General features: G+C 69.6%; 15 protein-coding genes. 13 read left to right on the top strand and 2 right to left on the bottom strand.

Features of this window, described 5'->3' with window-relative positions; translation table 11 throughout:
* The first annotated feature begins 49 nt into the window (after positions 1-49).
* Together ED92_RS03765 and ED92_RS03760 are read left to right on the top strand one after the other, a co-directional pair.
* Positions 50-964 (top strand): DUF4349 domain-containing protein, encoded by a 915-nt coding sequence (locus ED92_RS03765; protein ID WP_037333021.1) that lies wholly within the window; start codon positions 50-52, stop codon positions 962-964.
* Positions 965-1,670: 706 nt separating this feature from the next.
* On the top strand, positions 1,671-2,420 hold the full coding sequence (locus tag ED92_RS03760; RefSeq protein ID WP_037333019.1) for a phosphoglyceromutase: 750 nt from the start codon (positions 1,671-1,673) through the stop codon (positions 2,418-2,420).
* Positions 2,421-2,490: 70 nt separating this feature from the next.
* On the opposite strand, the gene ED92_RS03755 is transcribed toward ED92_RS03760, so the two are convergent.
* Entirely contained in the window at positions 2,491-3,408 is a 918-nt protein-coding gene (locus ED92_RS03755; protein ID WP_037333017.1) for a hypothetical protein, read from the bottom strand.
* On the bottom strand, positions 3,405-4,052 hold the full coding sequence (locus ED92_RS03750) for a response regulator transcription factor (protein WP_037333015.1): 648 nt from the start codon (positions 4,050-4,052) through the stop codon (positions 3,405-3,407). The genes ED92_RS03755 and ED92_RS03750 overlap by 4 nt, the downstream gene beginning before the upstream one ends.
* Before the next feature lie 272 nt (positions 4,053-4,324).
* On the opposite strand from ED92_RS03750, the gene ED92_RS03745 reads away from it, so the two are divergent.
* The 11 genes from ED92_RS03745 (at position 4,325) to ED92_RS03700 (ending at position 14,906) form a co-directional block, all read left to right on the top strand.
* Complete coding sequence (locus ED92_RS03745; RefSeq protein WP_037333013.1) at positions 4,325-5,557, top strand: cell wall metabolism sensor histidine kinase WalK; 1,233 nt, start codon at positions 4,325-4,327, stop codon at positions 5,555-5,557.
* The gene (locus tag ED92_RS03740; protein ID WP_005167072.1) at positions 5,554-6,243 is read left to right on the top strand and encodes a response regulator transcription factor; all 690 of its coding nucleotides are present in this window, start codon (positions 5,554-5,556) and stop codon (positions 6,241-6,243) included. Before ED92_RS03745 ends, ED92_RS03740 begins: the two co-directional genes overlap by 4 nt.
* Positions 6,244-6,560: 317 nt before the next feature.
* A complete protein-coding gene (locus tag ED92_RS03735) occupies positions 6,561-7,550 on the top strand; it encodes a Ppx/GppA phosphatase family protein (RefSeq protein WP_037333010.1) in 990 nt (329 codons plus the stop codon).
* Between the two features lie 105 nt (positions 7,551-7,655).
* Entirely contained in the window at positions 7,656-9,194 is a 1,539-nt protein-coding gene (locus ED92_RS03730; protein WP_037333008.1) for a hypothetical protein, read from the top strand.
* A gap of 22 nt (positions 9,195-9,216) precedes the next feature.
* On the top strand, positions 9,217-10,014 hold the full coding sequence (locus ED92_RS03725; RefSeq protein WP_037333006.1) for a sugar phosphate isomerase/epimerase: 798 nt from the start codon (positions 9,217-9,219) through the stop codon (positions 10,012-10,014).
* A gap of 141 nt (positions 10,015-10,155) precedes the next feature.
* A complete protein-coding gene (locus tag ED92_RS03720; protein WP_016330916.1) occupies positions 10,156-10,986 on the top strand; it encodes a thioesterase family protein in 831 nt (276 codons plus the stop codon).
* A 24-nt stretch (positions 10,987-11,010) separates the two neighbouring features.
* Positions 11,011-11,826 (top strand): pyrroline-5-carboxylate reductase, encoded by an 816-nt coding sequence (gene proC, locus ED92_RS03715; RefSeq protein WP_037333003.1) that lies wholly within the window; start codon positions 11,011-11,013, stop codon positions 11,824-11,826.
* Positions 11,827-12,019: 193 nt separating this feature from the next.
* Entirely contained in the window at positions 12,020-12,235 is a 216-nt protein-coding gene (locus tag ED92_RS03710) for a helix-turn-helix domain-containing protein (RefSeq protein ID WP_016330918.1), read from the top strand.
* A gap of 145 nt (positions 12,236-12,380) precedes the next feature.
* The gene (locus ED92_RS41745; RefSeq protein ID WP_007030867.1) at positions 12,381-12,482 is read left to right on the top strand and encodes a 30S ribosomal protein bS22; all 102 of its coding nucleotides are present in this window, start codon (positions 12,381-12,383) and stop codon (positions 12,480-12,482) included.
* Between the two features lie 286 nt (positions 12,483-12,768).
* Positions 12,769-13,818: an NAD-dependent epimerase/dehydratase family protein gene (locus ED92_RS03705; protein WP_037333001.1), complete on the top strand. Its 1,050-nt coding sequence runs from the start codon at positions 12,769-12,771 to the stop codon at positions 13,816-13,818.
* The gene (locus ED92_RS03700) at positions 13,815-14,906 is read left to right on the top strand and encodes a lysophospholipid acyltransferase family protein (protein ID WP_037332999.1); all 1,092 of its coding nucleotides are present in this window, start codon (positions 13,815-13,817) and stop codon (positions 14,904-14,906) included. The genes ED92_RS03705 and ED92_RS03700 overlap by 4 nt, the downstream gene beginning before the upstream one ends.
* Positions 14,907-14,930 lie beyond the last annotated feature (24 nt).

Raw genomic sequence — 14,930 nt, 5'->3', positions numbered from 1 at the left:
CCGTCGTCCGTTCCGTCTCTTTCCGCAGCACTGGAGGGAGACGGTTTTGATGCACAAACGAGTGAGATGGGTCGCGGCCGCCGGCATCGTGCTGGCGCTGGCGGGCTGTTCGGCGAACGATTCCGGCGGTGAGTCGGCCGCGATGCCGATGTCGGCGGATACCAAGCAGGCGGCACCCAAAGAAGGGGTGCCGAACAAGGAAGCGACCGACAGCAAGGCGGGTTCGGGCAAGGCCCCGGCGCCCGCGGGACAGCCAGGGGTCGCCGACCGCAAGCTGGTGCGCACGGCGAACCTGGAACTCACCGCCCCGAACGTCGCCGACGTGATCTCGCAGGTACGCGTCATCACCCAGGGCGCCGCGGGCTACACCGGGCAGGAAAGCACCCAGGAGAAGCGCGCGTCGGTCAACGTCATCGTGCCCTCCGAGCGCCTCGACGGCGTGCTGGACCAGCTCGGGAAGCTGGGGAAGCAGGTCCGGCGCGAGGTCACCGCGACGGACGTGACCGAGCAGATGGTCGACGTCGAATCGCGGCTGGCCACCCAGCGCGCCAGTGTCGAGCGCATCCGCGCGCTGCTCGCGAGGGCGACGTCGGTTTCGGAGATCGCCTCGGTGGAGAGCGAGCTGACGAGCCGGGAGGCCGAGCTCGAGTCGCTCCAGAAGCGGCGCGAAAGCCTGGCGGGCAGTGTCGCCATGTCGACGATTTCGTTGCAGGTGAAGGCGGAGACGGTCGCGGCGTCGGAGGAGTCCCGCAGCGGTTTCCTCGGCGGGCTGGCCGGCGGCTGGGACGCCTTCCTGACCTTCGGCGGCGGCCTGCTGACCGCGATCGGTGCGATGGCGCCGTTCCTGCTGGTCTTCGGTGTTCCCGTGGCCGCGCTGGTGTGGTGGTTGCGCAAGCGGCGCCGTCCGGCGGAACCCGCGATGGCGACCGCTTCGGATCTGCCGTCCGCGCCCCCGCTCGACTGAGCCGACCAAGCCCCCCGGTGACCGTTCGGGGCTGGATGGACGACACGCGTGATCCGGCGGACGACACGCGTGATCCGGCGGACGACACGCGTGATCTGGCGGACGACACGCGTGACTGGATGGACGACACGACCCCGGCTGGTGTTCCGCCACGAGTCGTCCGCTCAATCACGTGTGTCGTCCATTCCGACACGCGTGTCGTCCGTTCAGTCACACGAAACCGCCGCCCCGGCGCCGGCAGTGGATACCTGCCACGAACGAGGGCCCGGAAGATGAACAGGCGGGACGGCTCGAGGGAGGGGGGAGTCGCGATCTCGAGCCGCCCCGCTGAAGTTCCCGCCAAGGTGGACCCGGTGACGAGGGGGATGCCAACGGGGCCGGCGGGCGCCGCGACTCGGCAGGGGGGAGACGAGTCGCGGTCGTCACCCGCGTCGAGCCGGGGAGTGCGTGGAATCCGGCCGCGCGGGACGTAGTCAACCTGTCAGATCTCCACCTGTAATCACAAGACTACCGGTTACTCCGTTCGAGTGAACTTCGAAAACCGGGATAACGGAGTGCAGCCTGATTTCCAGGGAACGGGACTTGTTGGCAACCCGTCTTCTGGACGGGTGAAGGTGTTACTCGCGGGTAACGCACTCTCTGTAGAAATAAAGCCAAGCGCAGCCCTCTGACCGGCGCTTCCGCTCCCTCTGGCAGGCTGAACCCCATGGCTGAGCTTGGGACTCTGGTGCTGCTGCGTCACGGGCAGAGCACGTGGAACGCCGAAAACCTGTTCACCGGCTGGGTGGACGTGCCGCTGTCGGAGCAGGGCGAGCAGGAGGCGCGCAAGGGCGGGCAGCTGCTCGCGGAGTCCGGCCTGCTGCCGGACGTCGTGCACACCTCGCTGATGCGCCGCGCGATCTCGACCGCCAACCTGGCGCTCGACGCCGCCGACCGGCACTGGATCCCCGTGAAGCGCGACTGGCGCCTCAACGAGCGCCACTACGGCGCGCTGCAGGGCAAGAACAAGAAGCAGACGCTCGACGAGTTCGGCGAGGAGCAGTTCATGCTCTGGCGCCGCTCCTACGACACCCCGCCGCCCCCGATCGACCCGGCCGACGAGTTCAGCCAGGTGGGCGACGCGCGCTACGCAGACCTCGGCGACGCCACCCCGCTGACCGAATGCCTCAAGGACGTCGTCGCGCGGCTGCTGCCGTACTGGGAGTCCGAGATCGTGCCGGATCTGCGCGCGGGCAAGACCGTGCTGGTCGCCGCGCACGGGAACTCGCTGCGGGCGCTGGTGAAGCACCTCGACGGCATCTCCGACGACGCGATCGCCGGGCTCAACATCCCGACCGGCATCCCGCTGCGCTACGACCTCACCGAAGACCTCAAGCCGGTCACCGTCGGCGGCACCTACCTGGATCCGGAGGCCGCCAAGGAAGCCGCGGCCGCCGTGGCGAACCAGGGCCGCTAGACCCCACGCATTTCGTCCTCTGGATGCGGTAGTTCGCTCTCGAACCACCGCGTTCAGAGGACGAATTGCGTCAGGGGAGGGCTTGGACCGACTCGATGCCGGCCGCCTTCCACCCCTCGGGCAGGTGCTGGAGGCGCAGGACGAGCGGCAGGTACCGCTTCGACGCCTGCCCGGCCGCGTCCGTGACGTCCGACGTCGCGAAGAGCAGCACGCTCGCCTTGTCGTCCACGACCTCCATGACCGCCGCGGCCGGGTTCGGCGCCAGCGACGCCTTCGTGCCGCCGGACCGGATCTGGTTCAGCCGAGCCGCCTTGTCCTGCTGGAACTGGGTCAGCAACTGCCCGGTCGACACGGACTCGTAGCGGGCGTACGTGCCTTCGGGGTCGGCCGGATTCACGTTCAGCAGGGCTTCCGCGGCGCGCAGGGCACCGTCCCGCGCGGAATCCCGCACCCTCGCGAACACCCGGTCACCCGCGCCCGGCTTCTCCGCCGCGAGCGGGGAGTCCGCCGGATTCACCTTGACCTCGCCGATCCGCCAGCGATCACCCTCGCGGACGGTCGCGAGCAGCACCGACGCGATGCCCTTGCTGGTGGCACCGGCCCTGGTGCTGCTCTGGTCCAGGACGGTCAGCACCCGCGCCTTGTCCGGCGTCTGCTCGACCGCCGCCGACACGATCACCTTGGTCACGAGCTTGACCGGCTCAGCCGACTTCCGGACCTCGGCGAACAGTTTCGCCAGCTCGTCGCGCGCGCCCGGCGTCACGTTGTCGGCGAGTGCCTTCTCGTAGGCGGGCACGGCCGTGCTGTCGTAGGAGAACACGGCTTCGGCGGCCGTCTTCACCGCCGTCAGCACGGACGCCGTCTTCGCCGGATCGACCAGCGCGAGGTTCGCGGGCGGGGTCTCCGGTTCGGGCCGGGCGGTGCCGGAGATCGTGGTGGTGCAGCCCGCGAGCGCGAGCAGCACGGCCAATCCCGCCCAGCGCTTCACAGCAGGCCGAGTTCCCGTGCCCGGGCGTCGACCTGCAGACGCGACGTCACGCCGAGCGCGACCAGCAACTCCGAGACGCGACGCTGATAGGTGCGCACGCCCATGCCGAGGGTCTTCGCGGCCTTCTCGTCCTTGCAGCCGGTGGTCAGGAACTCGAGGATTTGCGGTGCCTCCATCCGGATGTCGGCGAACCGCGCGTCGAACGTCTCCAGGGTGGTGGACGCGAGCCAGGCGGTTTCGAACAGCGACAGAATGCCCTGCACCAGCTCCGGGCGCGAGATGACGCTGTACGAGCGCACCGCCTTGCCCTCGTCGCCCGCCATGATCGCGACCCGCTCGTCGAGCAGGATCGTCTCGTTGATCTCCTCGGTGCCGATCCGGATCTGCGCGCCGAGACCGGACAGCCGGTGCAGATGCTGCGCGGTCTGCTCGTTCAGCAGGACGCCGGGGCGGTACAGCTTGCGGATCCGCTTGTCGCGCACCAGCCGTTCGCCCTGGCGCGTGAGCGACGGCCGCGAAAGCGCCCAGGTGTAGAGGTCGTCGGCCGCGCACGCGATGTCGGTCGCCGCGACGAACAGATGAGCCGTCCGGTCGAACAGCTCTTCTTCTCCGCGAATCAGGGAGATGTCACTGACGAGTTCCACGGCGACAGTCTTCCAACAATCCCCGGGGGCCGTGACGGGAACGTCGCTATTCACCGGTGAACGATCACGACGAAAGTCGGGATCCGGGCATCACGCGGCGACGATGTCCCCGGTTCGGGTGACCCGCCTCACCCAGGAGATCTCGGCGAGGGATCGGCCACGTGAACGGCGGCTGACCTGCAGGCGAACAGGGTGTCCCCAGGTGTCATAGGCATCACGAGTACGCGGCCGGGACTAGGCCAAAAGACTACCCACGCGCTTACGATTCCCCTGTGACCACGCCTGTTGCACTCGCCCTGGCCGTCGGCGGACTGATCGTCGGTGTGGTTTTCGGCTTCCTGATCGCGAGGGGCCGCGCCCGCCGCGAGGAGCGGCGACCGACCGGTCCCACCGTGGCCGAACTGCTCGAACGCCTCGTGCGGTCCAGCAACAACGGCGTCGTCGTCCTCAACAAGTTCGGCGACATGGTCCTGCACAACCCGCGTGCCTACGAACTCGGCCTGGTGAAGGTCAACCAGGCCGATCCGCGGGCCCGCAAGGCCGCCGAGCAGGTGGTCGAGACCGACGAGCCGATGGAGATCGACCTTTCCCCGCTGGAGGCGAGGGGCCGTCAGCCCGAGGCCGTCCTCGGCGAGGTCCGCCCGCTCGGCGACGGGTTCACCGTGGTCGAGGCCGTCGACCACTCCGAGGCGATCCGGCTCGAAGCCGTCCGGCGTGACTTCGTCGCGAACGTGAGCCACGAGCTGAAGACGCCGGTGGGCGCGATCGCGCTGCTGACCGAGGCCGTTCTCGACGCCGCGGAGGACACCGAGGAGGTCCGGCGCTTCGGCGGCAAGATCCTCCGCGAGTCGACCCGGCTCGGCCAGCTCGTCACCGAGCTGATCGCGCTGTCGCGGCTGCAGGGCGCCGAGCGGCTGCCCGACCTCAACGTCGTCGAGGTCGACGCCGTGGTCCGCGAGGCGCTCGGCCGGACGACGCTTTCGGCGGAATCCGCCGAGATCACCATCACCACCGACGCGGCCAGCGGCCTGCTCATCGAGGGCGACCGGACGCTGATGGTCACCGCGCTGTCGAACCTGCTGGAGAACGCCGTCGCGTACTCGCCGGCGGGCAGCCCGGTGTCGATCAGCAGGCGCCTGGTCGACGGCAAGGTCGAGATCGCGGTGACCGACCGCGGCATCGGGATCGCCGAGGACGAGCAGCAGCGCGTCTTCGAGCGCTTCTACCGCGCGGACAAGGCGCGGTCGCGGGCGACCGGCGGCACCGGGCTGGGCCTGGCGATCGTCAAGCACGTGGCCGCGAACCACGGCGGTTCGGTCGGCCTGTGGAGCCGTCCCGGCACCGGGTCGACCTTCACCCTGCGGATCCCCGCGCACATCCCCGCCGAACCGGCCGCGCCCGTGAAACAGGCTCCGCCGGCGTCCCGGCCGGAGAAGACCCCCGAGCGGACACCCCGTCTCGTGGCAACAGGGCAAGAAAGCCCCGACCATGGAGGAAACCTGTGACGAGGGTTCTCATCGTCGAGGACGAAGAGTCGTTCGCCGACCCGCTCGCGTTCTTGCTCCGCAAAGAGGGCTTCACCGCCGCCGTCGCCGTGACGGGGCAGCAGGCGCTCGAGGAGTTCGACCGCAACGGCGCCGACATCGTCCTGCTCGATCTCATGCTCCCCGGTATGAGCGGCACCGACGTCTGCAAGCAGCTCAGGCAGCGTTCCGCGGTACCGGTGATCATGGTGACCGCGCGTGACAGCGAGATCGACAAGGTCGTCGGGCTGGAACTCGGCGCCGACGACTACGTCACCAAGCCGTACTCGGCCCGTGAGCTCATCGCGCGGGTGCGGGCGGTGCTGCGCCGCGGCGGTGAGCCGGGCTCCGAAGGCGACCTCGCCCCGCTCGTGCTGACCGCCGGGCCGGTGCGGATGGACGTCGAGCGGCACGTGGTGACCGTCGACGGCCAGGAGGTCTCCTTGCCGCTCAAGGAGTTCGACCTGCTCGAGTACCTGCTGCGCAACGTGGGCCGCGTGCTCACCCGCGGGCAGCTGATCGACCGGGTGTGGGGCGCGGACTACGTCGGCGACACCAAGACGCTCGACGTCCACGTGAAGCGGCTGCGGTCGAAGATCGAGCCGGACCCGGGCTCGCCCCGGCACCTGGTCACCGTGCGCGGCTTGGGCTACAAGTTCGAGACGTGAGCTGAAGGGGACTTTCCCGGCATAAGACGCGGTGAAGGACACCTTCGAGGTGAAAGCGCCCGATTCAGGCGTTTTGCGAAGGGGTCGTGAGTGTTTTTGGTCGTTCTAACGACCAAAAACACTCACGACCCCAATCGAAAACCGTGCGAATAGGTATCAAACGGACATTTGCCTTACTCGGAACCGGTCGCTGCAAGATCGCGACTGCCTCCGCCGATGGGTCGACCAGGCGCGGAGGCCTTCGCCCGGAGCTCCTGCGATACAGATCACGGTTACGGTTTCGTGACCTGACGTGGGGGCGGGTACCGTAGACGCTCGTGCGCCTAGGGGTACTCGACGTCGGTTCCAACACCGTCCACCTGCTCGTGGTCGACGCCCACCGTGGCGCCCACCCGACCCCGATGCATTCCGAAAAGGCCGTCCTCCGCCTCGCCGAGCAGATCACCCGCAACGGCGACCTGAGCCGCGCGGGCGCGGACAGCCTCGTACGCGCTGTCGAGTCGGCGAAGGCGGCCGCGGCCAGGCTGGGCTGCGAAGAGGTCATGGCGTTCGCCACCTCCGCGGTCCGCGAAGCCAAGAACGCCCCGAAGGTGCTGGCGAAGGTCCAGGAGCAGACCGGCGTCGAACTGAAGGTGCTCTCCGGGATCGACGAGTCCCGGCTCACCTTCCTCGCCGTCCGCCGCTGGTTCGGCTGGTCGGCGGGCAAACTGCTCGTGCTCGACATCGGCGGCGGCTCGCTCGAGATCGCGATGGGCCGCGACGAGGAGCCGGACCTGGCCGAATCGCTGCCCCTGGGCGCGGGCCGGACCACGCGGACGCGGTTCCAGCACGACCCGCCGTCCCGTTCGGAGCTCATCGCGACTTCGGTGTGGCTCGAAGAACAACTCGCCCCGCTCGCGAAGAAGGTCGCCAAATTGGGTGAACCCGATCGTGTCGTGGCGACCTCGAAGACGTTCCGGTCACTCGCCCGGTTGACCGGAGCGGCGCCGTCGGCCAGCGGGCCGCATGTGCGCCGTACCCTGACCGACACCGCGTTGCGCCAGCTCATCGCGTTCATCTCCCGGATGACCGCCCAGGACCTGGCCCAACTCGAGGGGGTCAGCGCGAGCAGGTCGCATCAGCTGGTGGCCGGCGCGCTCGTCGCACAAGCCACCATGCGGGCGCTTTCCCTGGAAGAACTGGAGATCTGTCCGTGGGCGCTGCGAGAAGGTGTCATCCTTCGACGGCTGGACCATTCGAACGGTGCGGACGAGACTGTGGGCGGCAGCGCCCGACTGGACTTAGTCGACGGAGAACGGGCACGGTGAAGAGGTGACGGAAATGCGGATGACGGTGGATAGCGCGCGCGACGCCGCCGATGCCCCGTCGCGTGCCGGTTCACAACGGCTGGAGCGCGCATTGGACAGCACGGTATGACGGACGAGACAGAGAGCGGCCAGCCACAGAAGACCGTGGCGGAGCTGCTGGCGCAGCACGGAGCCCAGCCCGAAGGCGGGCGCCGCAGGCGACGCCGCGCGGCCGACGACGAGGACGAGGCTCCCGAGCCCACTCGCGGACGGCGCGCGCCGTCGGTGAGCGACACCGCGCCGCAGGCGATCATCGACAGGGTGTCGGGTGACACCCCGCCGCCCGCCAACCGTCCTCCGCGCCGCGCGCGCCCGCAAGACTCCGGAGCGCGTCCGCTCCCGCAGCCGCAGCAGGATTCCGCGCCGCTGCCGGTGCCGCCGAACGTCGCGTCGACCCCGACCCGGCAGACGCCGCCGGTGCGCCCGCCTCAGGAGCAGAGCGGCTATCAGCAGCGTCCGCCGCAGCAATCCGGGCAATTCGTGCGGCCGACGCCGCCGCCGCAGGAGCAGAGCGGTTACCAGCAGCGTCCGCCGCAGCAGTCTGGTCAGTTCGTGCGGCCGACACCGCCGCAGGAGCAGTCCGGCTATCAGCAGCGTCCGCCGGATTCCGAGGGGCTGCCCCCGCGCGGCCGTCCGCGTCCGCCTGGCCCGGAGGAGACCCGCGGCGCGGTGCCGCCGGTCCGCCGCCGTCCCGAACCGCCCGCCGGGCCCCCGTCGTCGGGGCTTTCGGCGAGACTCGACGGTGGCCTCGACGCCCCGGCCGAAGACGTCCAGGACCCGCCCGGCCCGATGGCCAGTGGCGCTTTCGCGACGCCGCCCGCCCAGCCGGCGCGGCGCCGTCGTCCGGCGGCCCGCCCGCCGCAGCCGAAGGCCGAGCCGAGCACCGAGCAGTTCGCCGCGGTCGGCGAAGAGGCCGTGCCCGAACCCGAGGCCCCCGTGGAACCGGCGGCGCCGCCCGCGGGGCTCGCCGGATGGCGCAAACGCAGGCAGAAGGTGCAGTCCGAGGACACCGAAATCGGCGGCATCCCGCCGGTGCCGCCCCCGGTCGCGCCCGTCGAGCCGGACCCCGAACCCGAACCGGACCCGTTCGACGCAGGCCCCCCGACCATGGGCCACCCCGCGCCGATGCCGTTCGTGCCGCCGCACTCCCTCGACGACCGTGACCGTCAGGACAACCTCGACGAGTACGAGCGCGAGTTCGCCGACCCGGCGTATCCGGACGGCGGCCCGGACTTCGAGCGTGACGACTACGGCTACCGCGCCGACGAGTACGAGGACGACTACGACGACGACCAGGCCGAGGAGGTCGTCGACGAGCCCGCGGCGCCCGCCGAAAAGGTCTCGCCGGGGAAGCAGTGGCTGGCGCTGGCCGGTCAGCTCGCCCTCGGCGTCGTCGGTGGTGCCGCGGTGTGGCTGGGCTTCAACTGGCTGTGGGTGAACCTTCCCGCCGCCGCGCTGGTCGCCGCGTTGCTGGTGATCGTCGCGCTGGTGTGGATCGTCCGGAAGATCCGCAAGGCGGAGGATCTGCAGACCCTGGTGCTCGCGGTGCTGGTCGGACTGGTGGTGACGGTCTCACCGGCCGCACTCCTGCTGGTCGCCCGTTAGCGGCCTCGGGAAGAATGCCGGAATGGTTCAGCAGGTTCCGGTAGGCCTCTCGACGGCGTCCGTCTGGCCGTTGCGGGCGGGAGTGGCGTTCGAGCTGGCCGCCGACCTCGGCTACGACGGGGTCGAGGTGATGGTCTGGGCCGATCCGGTCAGCCAGGACGTCTCCGCGTTGCGCCGGTGGTCGCGGCGCACCGGGGTGCCGGTGCTGTCGATCCACTCGCCTTCGTTGCTGATCACCCAGCGCGTGTGGTCGCCGGATCCCGTGGTGCGCCTGCGGATGTCGGTGGAAGCCGCGCAGGAACTGGGTGCGCGCACGGTCGTGGTGCATCCGCCGTTCCGGTGGCAGCGCCGCTACGGCGACGCGTTCGGAGACCTCGTCGACGAGCTCGAAGAAGCCAGCGGCATCGAGATCGCGGTGGAGAACATGTTCAAGGTCCGCCCGCCCGGTGGCTCGCGGACGTCGCGGGTGTCGGCGTTCCGGCCGTCGATCGACCCTACGGACGTAGGGTTTCGCCACTACACGCTCGACCTGTCCCATACAGCGGCAGCCGGGATGGACGCCCTCGCGCTCGCCGATCGGATGGGTCCCGGGCTCGCGCACGTCCATCTGGCGGACGGCACGGGGCTCCCGAAGGACGAGCACCTGGTGCCCGGACGCGGTATCGAACCCTGCGCCGAACTGCTGGAAAAGCTCGTGAGCAGCGATTTCTCCGGACAGGTCGTGCTGGAGATCAACACCCGGCGGTCGCCGAGCGCGGCGCAGCGGTCGCGGGACCTCGCGGAGTCACTCTTGTTCGCGAGGCTGCACCTAGGTCAGTGACAAAGATCGTCTCCAGGTGCGGAGATTCATTCCTCCCTGCGCCCGAGGCGCTGGTACACGTAAAGTTCCGACCGTGAACCAGCTGCGCTTGTTGATCTCCCGCACCCCGATGGATCGGCTCGTGGCCTGGGTCAGTGCTCGGTGAGCGCGACCGACGAAACGAGCACCTCCTTCGACGAGGCATGCGCGACGAGATCACTGGGTGACGGCACGTTCACGGCGGTACTCCGTACCGAATGGTCGATCGGTGGACACCCCCACGGCGGCTTCCTGATGGCCCTGATGGCCCGGGCCGCCCTGTCGTTCCTCCACGAACGCGGAGAGCCGCCGTCCGAGCCGCTCGCGATCAGCGCGGAGTTCCTGCATCCGCCCGCGGTGGGACCGGTGCTGCTGCGTATGGACGTCCGGAAGGTCGGCAGGCGCGCCTCGGTCGTCGGGGTCCTGCTGGAGCAGCGGGGCCGCAGCTGCGTCGAGGCCAGAGTGACCACCGGACGGCTGCCGATGCGGCGGCCGGAGTGGACCGACGTCCCGGCCATGGCCGCGGAGCCGCCGCCCGGCGCGGTGCCCGTGACCGGCGAGACCTCCGAAGGCCTCTTCAACCTCGCGAAGGGCTGCGAAGTCCGGCTCGACCCGGCGAGTGTCGGCTACCTGCACGGCCGGATCGGCGACCCGCCGAGGATGCGGCTGTGGGTCCGGCCCCGGCACGGGCTCGCGGACCCGTACTTCGCCCTGCTCGCGAGCGACGTGAACCCGCCGGTGGTCTACAACCTCGGCCGGGTCGGCTGGGCGCCCACCGTGCAGCTGACCGCGTTGCTGCGCACCCGGCCGGCGCCGGGCTGGCTGCGGGTGATCGTCCAGAGCCAGTCGGTGCACGAGGCCTGGTTCGACTCGGACGCCCTCGTGGTCGACTCCCAGGGCAGGCTGGTCTGCCAGGCGCGGCAGCTGGCGCTTGCCCCGGCGCCTGGAGCCTGACGGCCGTTTGGCACGCTGAAGCGCATGAGCGTGATCGCGGTTCTGGGTGCCGGGAAGATCGGGGAGGCCCTGCTCTCGGGCCTGCTGCAGGGTGGGCACAGCCCGGACGACCTCCTGTTCACCGAGCGGTATCCGGCGCGCGCGGCCGAGCTGACCGAGCGTTACGGCGTGCACGGGGTCAGCGTCGCCGACGCCGCCCGCCGGGCCGACGTGCTGGTCGTCGCGGTCAAACCGCAGGACATCGAGCCGGTGCTGGACGAGCTCGCGCCGCTGCTCGGCGAGGAGTCCCTGGTGGTCTCGCTGTGCGCGGGCCTGCCGACCGCCCTGTACGAGCGCAGGCTGGCCGACGGCGTCCCGGTGGTGCGGGTCATGCCGAACACCCCGATGCTCGTCGGAGAGGCGATGAGCGCGGTCTCCGCGGGCGCGCACGCGACCGCCGAGCACATCGCGGTGGTGAAGGACCTGCTCTCGCATGTCGGGCAGGTCGTCGAGGTGCCCGAGTCGCAGCAGGACGCGGTCACGGCGCTGTCCGGCTCCGGGCCCGCGTACTTCTTCTACCTGGTCGAGGCCATGATCGACGCCGGGATCCTGCTCGGCCTGCCGCGGGCGCTCGCCGGGCAGCTGATCATCCAGTCGGCGGTCGGGGCGGCGAAGATGCTCGCCGAGTCCGACGAACACCCGGTGCTGCTGCGGGAAGCCGTCACCTCGCCCGCCGGGACCACCATCAACGCCATCCGCGAGCTGGAGAAGCACGGCGTCCGCGCGGCGCTGCTGGCCGCCATCGAGGCCGCGAAGGACCGCTCGACCGAGCTGGGCCGCGCCCACGAACCCCGCGTTTAGTCCTCTGGATGCGGTGGTTCGACGTCGAACCACCGCATCCAGAGGACGAAATGCGTAGTCGGACGGGCCCATCCCGGTGACTCGCGTCGCTTTAGCCACACGTGTCCCGCTACTCTCAGGAGAGCACGTGCGTGTCGATACCACAGGTGGGGAAGCCTCGTGGCGCGACACGTGTCGAAGGACACGGTGAATCATGCCGCCGAACAAGAAGGATGATCTGCCCTCAGTTGGCCAGGTCCAGTTCCTGACGGTCGCCGAGGTGGCCACGCTGATGCGGGTCTCCAAGATGACCGTCTACCGCCTCGTTCACTCGGGCGAGCTGCCCGCGGTGCGCGTCGGGAAGTCGTTCAGAGTGCCCGAAAAGGCCGTACACGAGTATCTGCAAGGCGCGTACTTCGACGTGGGCTGAGGCTCGGTCCACGGAGCACAACGTGCCCGCCCGAGGGCGTCTTCCGGGGCGCGAGTACCCTGGAAGACCGCTCGTGCCTGTGCGCTCCACCCGTTGGACGCTGCGCCGGGCAGCGTGACCGACGACGAAGGAAGGAGCGCTCACGATGGGCTCTGTGATCAAGAAGCGCCGTAAGCGCATGTCGAAGAAGAAGCACCGCAAGTTGCTGCGCCGGACGCGCGTTCAGCGTAGGAAGGCCGGCAAGTAAGACACAGCCGGTGAGTGGCCCGTCCAGTTTCTGGACGGGCCATTCCCATTTCGTGGGCGGTTTCCGCCCATTCGAGTGAGACGTGGATCCCCTCTGCGAGCAGCGGGTTAATAGCATGTAAGCGCTGACTCGACTACCCCTAATGAGCGGTAACATCTCAAGGGCAGCCGCGCGATGCTTCCCATGAGTGCAGGTTCGCGCACACACGGTCGATGGACCAGCGCTCAAGGTCATCAGGACCCCGTGATCGAAAGTCCGAGAACCGCCCAAAGCCGCAGGGAGTCCTATGCCGTCGAACATCGTGCTCGTGACCGGGGTCGGGGGAGACCTTGGCGGGAAACTGCTCGCCAGACTCGGCAACAATCCGGGGTTCGAGCGGGTGATCGGCGTGGACACCACGCCCCCGCAGAAGTCGGTACTGCAGCGCATGGGGCACGCCGAGTACGTCCGCGCCGACATCCGCAATCCGCTGATCGCCAAGGTGATCAGCACGGCCAAGGTCGACACCGTGGTGCACGCCTCGTGCACCGCGCATCCGGCGGGCCCGGCTCGCCGGACGGCGATCAAAGAGGTCAACGTCATCGGCACGATGCGGCTGCTGGCGGCCTGCCAGCGTTCGCCGCTCGTGCGCAAGCTCGTGGTGAAGTCGACGGCCGCCGTCTACGGCGCCGGCGCGCGCTCGCAGGCCGTCTTCACCGAGGATTCGGAGCTCATCCCCACCTCGGCCAGCGGCTACGCGAAGGACGCCGTCGAGATGGAGGGGTACGTCCGCGGGCTCATGCGCCGCCGTCCCGACATCACGACGACGCTGCTCCGGTTCGCCAACATCATCAGCCCGGAGATCGACACGGTGCTCTCGCGCTACTTCGCGCTGCCTGTCGTCCCGACCGTCTTCGGCTACGACGCGCGCATCCAGCTGCTCCACGCCTCGGACGCGCTGACCGTCTTCGAACAGGCGACGCTGAACGACAAACCCGGCGTGTTCAACGTCGGTTCGGAGGGGGTGCTCACCCTCTCGCAGGCGATCCGGCGAGCCGGGCGGGTCGAGCTGCCGATGCCCAGCGGCGTCGTGCCGTCGGTCGGCAAGGTGCTGCGCGGAGCGCGGGTGGTCGACTTCTCCGCCGACCAGGTCCGGCTGCTGAACTTCGGCCGCGTCGTGGACATCACGAAGCTCAAGAAGGACTTCGGCTACACCCCGCGGTGGACGACGCGGGAAGCGTTCGACGACTACATCACCGGCCGCGGGCTCCGGCCCGTGGTGGACGGCGGCAAGCTCGCCGGATTCGCGGGCAAGGTGCTGGTGGCCGCGGCGACCGGACAGGCGGCGCACCGGTGAGCAGGCCACACGAGAACTCTCACGAAGGCGAGGCGGAAAACGTGAGCGGCGCTGAAGCGCAGGTCATCCCGTTGCACGGCCCCGGCCGAGAGAAGCCGGACCCGGCCGCCCAGGCGGAACGGGATCTTCGCGAGTCGGAAGAAGCTCAGGAGCATCTGGACTCCGAACGCCGGGCCGACGCGCCCGTCGTCGAGTTCCCCGGGGCGGCGCGGGTCTCGCCCGCCCGGACGAGGCCCGCCGACGCGGACCTCCTCCCGGACTCGCTCAGGACGGCGTTGGCGTTCGTGCGTGACCGGCTGAACGGTGACTACACCGTCGACGAGTTCGGCTTCGACGCCGAGCTCACCGAGACGCTGCTGTTGCCGCCGCTGCGCGCGCTGTACGAGAAGTGGTTCCGCGTCGACACGTTCGGCGTCGAGAACCTGCCCGCCGACGGCGGCGCGCTGCTGGTGTCGAACCACTCCGGCACGGTGCCGCTCGACGCGTTGATGACCGCCGTCGCCGTGCACGACCACGTCCCCGGCGGCAGGCATCTGCGCGGCCTCGGCGCGGATCTGGTGTTCCAGCTGCCGCTGATCGGCTCCTTCGCCCGCAAGTCCGGGCAGACGCTCGCCTGCAACGCCGACGCGGAACGCCTGCTGCGCAAGGGAGAACTCGTCGGCGTCTGGCCGGAAGGGTTCAAGGGGATCGGGAAGCCGTTCTCGTCGCGGTACAAGTTGCAGCGGTTCGGCCGCGGCGGTTTCGTCTCCGCCGCGCTGCGGACCGGGGCGCCGATCATCCCCGTGTCCGTCATCGGCGCCGAGGAGATCTACCCGAAGATCGGGGACATCAAGCTGCTCGCGCGGGTGCTCGGCCTGCCGTACTTCCCGGTGACGCCGCTCTTCCCACTGCTCGGCCCGCTCGGCGCGATCCCGCTGCCGACGAAGTGGAGCATCGAGTTCGGCGAGCCCATCCGCACGGACACCTACGACGCGGACGCCGTGGACGACCCGATGCTCGTGTTCACGCTGACCGACCAGGTGCGGGAGTCGATCCAGCAGTCGCTGTACAAACGCCTCTCGCAGCGGAAGAGCGTCTTCAAGGGCTAGCCCACCCCCTGCGTTTAGTCCTCT

It is taken from the genome of Amycolatopsis sp. MJM2582, from assembly GCF_000754115.1.
Taxonomy (GTDB): Bacteria; Actinomycetota; Actinomycetes; order Mycobacteriales; family Pseudonocardiaceae; genus Amycolatopsis; species Amycolatopsis japonica.
This window is presented reverse-complemented; position numbering and strand designations above follow the sequence as displayed.

Coding starts and splice junctions, on each gene's coding strand:
- ED92_RS03705 (WP_037333001.1), top strand. CDS start 12,769: ATGCCGTCGAACATCGTGCTCGTGACCGGGGTCGGGGGAGACCTTGGC.
- proC (WP_037333003.1), top strand. CDS start 11,011: ATGAGCGTGATCGCGGTTCTGGGTGCCGGGAAGATCGGGGAGGCCCTG.
- ED92_RS03710 (WP_016330918.1), top strand. CDS start 12,020: ATGCCGCCGAACAAGAAGGATGATCTGCCCTCAGTTGGCCAGGTCCAG.
- ED92_RS03730 (WP_037333008.1), top strand. CDS start 7,656: ATGACGGACGAGACAGAGAGCGGCCAGCCACAGAAGACCGTGGCGGAG.
- ED92_RS03725 (WP_037333006.1), top strand. CDS start 9,217: ATGGTTCAGCAGGTTCCGGTAGGCCTCTCGACGGCGTCCGTCTGGCCG.
- ED92_RS03760 (WP_037333019.1), top strand. CDS start 1,671: ATGGCTGAGCTTGGGACTCTGGTGCTGCTGCGTCACGGGCAGAGCACG.
- ED92_RS03765 (WP_037333021.1), top strand. CDS start 50: ATGCACAAACGAGTGAGATGGGTCGCGGCCGCCGGCATCGTGCTGGCG.
- ED92_RS41745 (WP_007030867.1), top strand. CDS start 12,381: ATGGGCTCTGTGATCAAGAAGCGCCGTAAGCGCATGTCGAAGAAGAAG.